At 72.1% G+C, this 4,022-nt stretch carries 5 protein-coding genes and 1 pseudogene; 5 read left to right on the forward strand and 1 reads right to left on the reverse strand.

What is annotated here, in order from left to right:
- Positions 1–384: pseudogene (locus AC5LUJ_RS13655) on the reverse strand (chromosomal replication initiator protein DnaA); the annotation flags it as partial.
- Between the two features lie 337 nt (positions 385–721).
- On the opposite strand from AC5LUJ_RS13655, the gene rpmH reads away from it, so the two are divergent.
- From rpmH to AC5LUJ_RS13680, 5 genes are all read left to right on the forward strand, one after another.
- Complete coding sequence (gene rpmH / locus AC5LUJ_RS13660; RefSeq protein ID WP_013871596.1) at positions 722–859, forward strand: 50S ribosomal protein L34; 138 nt, start codon at positions 722–724, stop codon at positions 857–859.
- Positions 860–890: 31 nt separating this feature from the next.
- Entirely contained in the window at positions 891–1,376 is a 486-nt protein-coding gene (rnpA, locus tag AC5LUJ_RS13665; protein ID WP_250286093.1) for a ribonuclease P protein component, read from the forward strand.
- Complete coding sequence (gene yidD / locus AC5LUJ_RS13670; protein WP_250286092.1) at positions 1,373–1,897, forward strand: membrane protein insertion efficiency factor YidD; 525 nt, start codon at positions 1,373–1,375, stop codon at positions 1,895–1,897. The genes rnpA and yidD overlap by 4 nt, the downstream gene beginning before the upstream one ends.
- 12 nt (positions 1,898–1,909) lie before the next feature.
- Complete coding sequence (gene yidC, locus AC5LUJ_RS13675) at positions 1,910–3,295, forward strand: membrane protein insertase YidC (protein ID WP_493465041.1); 1,386 nt, start codon at positions 1,910–1,912, stop codon at positions 3,293–3,295.
- 108 nt (positions 3,296–3,403) lie between these two features.
- Positions 3,404–4,015, forward strand: coding sequence for a Jag family protein (locus AC5LUJ_RS13680; protein WP_250286090.1), 612 nt, complete (start codon positions 3,404–3,406; stop codon positions 4,013–4,015).
- Positions 4,016–4,022: the final 7 nt, after the last annotated feature.

The raw sequence follows: 4,022 nt of genomic DNA on the forward strand, positions 1-4,022 counted from the left end.
GGACACGGCGGATGTGGCAGGCACGGGGGAGACCGGCAGCGGCAGCTGGATCGGCCCGGTCATCGGCTCCGGGTCGGGCAGGTGCTCGACGGTGACCGCCACCCGGATCTCTCGTCCATAGGCTGTGGACAAAGCTGTGGACAGAAACGGTCGGAGGCGGGAGTCGAGCAGGTCCTTGGTGAATTCGTTCGGGGCTGCGAGCAGCGCGGTGTCCTGGACGAGGCCGAGCGGACGGGTCAGGCGCAGCCACGCCCGCTGCTGGGCGGACAGGGTGCCGTCCGCGACCCCGGCGACGGCCTGTTTCCACACGGCGGACAGGTCCGGTTCCTCGACAGGCACCCTGCCTGACATGCCGGCGGAGGGGTCGGCGCTAAGGTCTGTCACGAGGCGGGCTCCTCCGAAGACGTCGGGCGGGTGGGCTTGAGCCGGACGCCCGTGGCCGCCCTGGCCAGGGCAGTTCTCCACATGGTCGTCCACAAGCTGTGTACGACCATGACACCGCACCGGCGAAGCCGGTTCCGCGCCGCCCCCACCTGACGTGCCCACGCGGCCGGCCGACACCCGCCGGCCTACTGCCGGCCCGCCCCGGCACGGCCGGGCTTGATAGTCTCAGGCGTCGGGTTGCGGCGACAGTGCGCTCTCGGGTGGGTGTCCCCACCGTGTTCTGTACCGTTTCCGTGGCTATCGTTGTCCTTTGCCCGTCTGGCGTCCGGAGTCCTCTGTGAGCAAGCGCACCTTCCAGCCGAACAACCGCCGGCGTGCCAAGACGCATGGTTTCCGGCTCCGGATGCGGACCCGTGCCGGTCGCGCCGTGCTCTCGGCCCGTCGCCGCAAGGGCCGCAGCGAGCTGTCCGCCTGAGATCCACCCGCGCCCCGGTCCTTCTCGCGTCATGCTGCCCGTTCGGAACCGTGTCCGGACCAGGGCCGAGCATGCCTCGGTCAGTGGCGCCGGCCGTCGCAGCCGCAGTGGCCCACTGGTCATCCACGGCCTCATCGTGGACAACCACGCTGTGGACGGCGGTCCGGAACCGGTCGCCGCACCTCCGCCACGGGTCGGTTTCGTCGTGGGGCGCAAGGTGGGGAACGCGGTCGTGCGCAACCGCGTCCGCAGACGCCTGCGGGAACAGGTCCGTGCCCGCCTCGACCGGATGCCCGCCGGGACGCTCATGATCGTGCGGGCCTTACCGGAGAGCGCCACCGCGTCCTCGGACGAACTGGGGCGGGCGCTCGACCGGGGCCTGCGCGGCCGCCTCGTCCCAGCCACCCCGATCACCCCGATCTCTTCCGCCACAGCCGAGACAGGCGGGACAGCCGCGACCGGGACGGTCACGAGGCCCACCGGCACCGCTGGCGGCGCGGACCGGCAGGCACGATGAGCCGCGGTGGCGTTGCGCTGGCCGTGGGCCTGGTCATTGTGATCGACCTGCTCGTCGCCACCCGCCTGGCCGGGCGGCTCGCGCCCCGGATGTCCCGCGGCCGGGACGGTACGGTGCGCGGCCCGCTCGCCTGGGCGCTGCGTGCGATGATCTCTTTCTACCGGGCCGTCTGGTCCCCACGCAGCGCGGGGCTCTGCCGCTTCGAGCCGTCCTGCAGCGCGTACGGGCTGGAGGCGGTGCGCCGTTACGGCGGGGTCCGGGGCGGTCTGCTGGCGGTCTGCCGGCTGCTGCGCTGCCAGCCGCTGTCGGCCGGTGGCTACGACCCGGTGCCGGCGCGTGCCGGCGCCCCGCCAGGCCGTCCCGGACGCTTCGGCGGGCCAGCCGGTGAACGCGGTGCCCCCGCTGGTGAGCGGACCGCCCAGACCGTGACCGTGACCGTGGCCGTGGGTGCGCGGCAGCGGCTGGACCCGCACCCGAACTCGCCCGAACCGGCCGCGTCCCGCTGTGGCACGAGGGTCTAAGGAGACGAACCAGTGCTGGATCCCCTCTACCATCTCGCGGCGAACGCGATCGTCTTCTTTCACGGGGGCTTCGGGCCGATCTTCGGCCGGGACAGCTTCTTCGCGTGGGCGCTGTCGGTCGTCCTGCTGGTGATCTGCGTCCGGATCATGATCTTCCCGCTGTTCGTCAAGCAGGTGAAGGCCCAGCGGACGATGCAGCTGATGCAGCCGAAGATCAAGGAGATCCGGGACAAGTACGGCCATGACCGGCAGCAGATGAATTCCAAGATCATGGAGTTGCAGAAGGAACACGGCAACCCGCTGCTCGGCTGTCTGCCGATCCTGCTCCAGATCCCCCTGTTCATCGCGCTGTTCCACGTCTTCAGCCACCTGCGACCGGTCGACCGGCCCGGTGGCGTGCTGGACTGGGCCCCCCGGGTCGGGCTGTCCGCGCACCAGGTGCAGCAGATCGCCGAGGCCAAGCTGCTCGGCGTCTCGCTGTCCGCCTCGTTCACCTCGTCGTCGAAGTTCCTGGACTTCGTCCGGGCGGACGGGACGAACGTCAAGATTTTCGCGGTCGTGCTGATCGTCCTGATGGGTACGACGACGTTCCTTACCCAGCGGCAGATCATGGCGCGGACCGGGTCGGTCGACCCGCAGCAGGCGATCGTGCAGAAGGTCCTGCTCTACGGCTCCCCGATCATGCTCGCGGTGTTCGGCTTCCAGTTCCCGATCGCCGTCCTGCTGTACTGGCTGACCACCAACCTGTGGAGCATGGGCCAGCAGTTCTTCGTGATCAAAAAGATGCCGCCGCCGGCCCTGCAGGGCGCCGGTGGGCAGGTACCGACCACCCGGCCGGCGGCCGGGGCGAAGAACACGACCGGGACGAAGGGCGCGGCGTCGCAGCCGACGGTGGCCCGCCCCGCGCCGGGCGCCCGGCCCACCAGGGCCAGGAACCGGCCGGGTGCGGCCGCGGGCTCGACCGCCGCGCCGGCCGACAGGACGCCGGGCGGTGCCGATCAGGCCGAGCCCGGAGCCGGCAAGACGCTGAACGCCGACAAGGCCGTACGCAAGGCTCCGCCTGGAACCCGCTCTCCTCGCGGCAACACCTCGCAGTCCTCGCAGTCCTCGCAGCCGGCACAGCCGGCCCAGCCGAAGCAGCCGGCCCAGCCGAAGCAGCCGGCCCAGCCGAAGCAGCCCGCGCGCCCGTCGAAGGTGTCCGACGCGGCAGACGCCGACGATGTGGTACCGCAGCCGTCGCAGAACGGGTCCACTCCGGACAGGCATACCCCGGCCGGCGACGACGCCCAGCCCCGGGCGGGGAAGCCCCATGCCGCGGCGGGCGTCCGCCGGCACACCGGTGGTTCCCGGCCCGCCAAGCGACGCGGCAAGGGCGGCCGTCCCGGAGGCCGACGGTGACCATCCCCGCGGTGACCATCCCCGCGGCGACTATTCCCGTCGGGAATCGGCGCCGGGCCCGCCCGGCCCGTGACCCGCAGACGTCCACCCGTGTAAGGAGCTGCTCTGATGACCGGTTCCGCATCTGACCTGGCCGCCGACACCACGGTCAGCGGAGTCGGACAGGCCGACGACCTGTCCGCACCGGCCACCTCCCGCCCGGCGCCTCCCGACGGACAGGACGGCCCCGCCCCGACGACGGCGAGCAGCCGGCAACGGATCGCCGACCTGGAGCAGGAGGGGGAGATCGCCGCCGACTACCTGGAGGCGCTGCTCGACATCGTCGACCTGGACGGCGACCTCGACCTGGACGTCGAGGGGGAGCGAGCCGTGGTCGCCGTCGTCGGGGACGGGCTCGACCTGCTGGTAGGCAGCCGGGGGGAGACGCTCGAAGCGCTCCAGGAGCTCACCCGGCTGGCGGTGCTCCAGAAGACCGGTGTGCGCAGCCGGCTCATGCTCGACGTGGGCGGGCACCGCGCGCAGCGGCGGGCGGAGCTGCGCGACCTGGCCACGGCGGTCGCCGAGCGGGTGAAGGCGGGGGCCCAGCCGGAGAAGCTCAAGCCGATGACGCCGTTCGAGCGCAAGGTCGTCCACGACCTGATCGCGACGATCGACGGCGTCGTCAGCGAGTCCGAGGGCGAGGAGCCCCAGCGCCGCGTGGTCGTCCTCCCCGCGAGCTGACACCCCG

Source organism: Protofrankia sp. CiP1_Cm_nod3 (assembly GCF_982290655.1).

Excerpts from the sequence above, each read along its gene's own strand:
- rnpA (WP_250286093.1), top strand. The coding sequence starts at position 891 with ATGCTGCCCGTTCGGAACCGTGTCCGGACCAGGGCCGAGCATGCCTCG.
- yidD (WP_250286092.1), top strand. The coding sequence starts at position 1,373 with ATGAGCCGCGGTGGCGTTGCGCTGGCCGTGGGCCTGGTCATTGTGATC.
- AC5LUJ_RS13680 (WP_250286090.1), top strand. The coding sequence starts at position 3,404 with ATGACCGGTTCCGCATCTGACCTGGCCGCCGACACCACGGTCAGCGGA.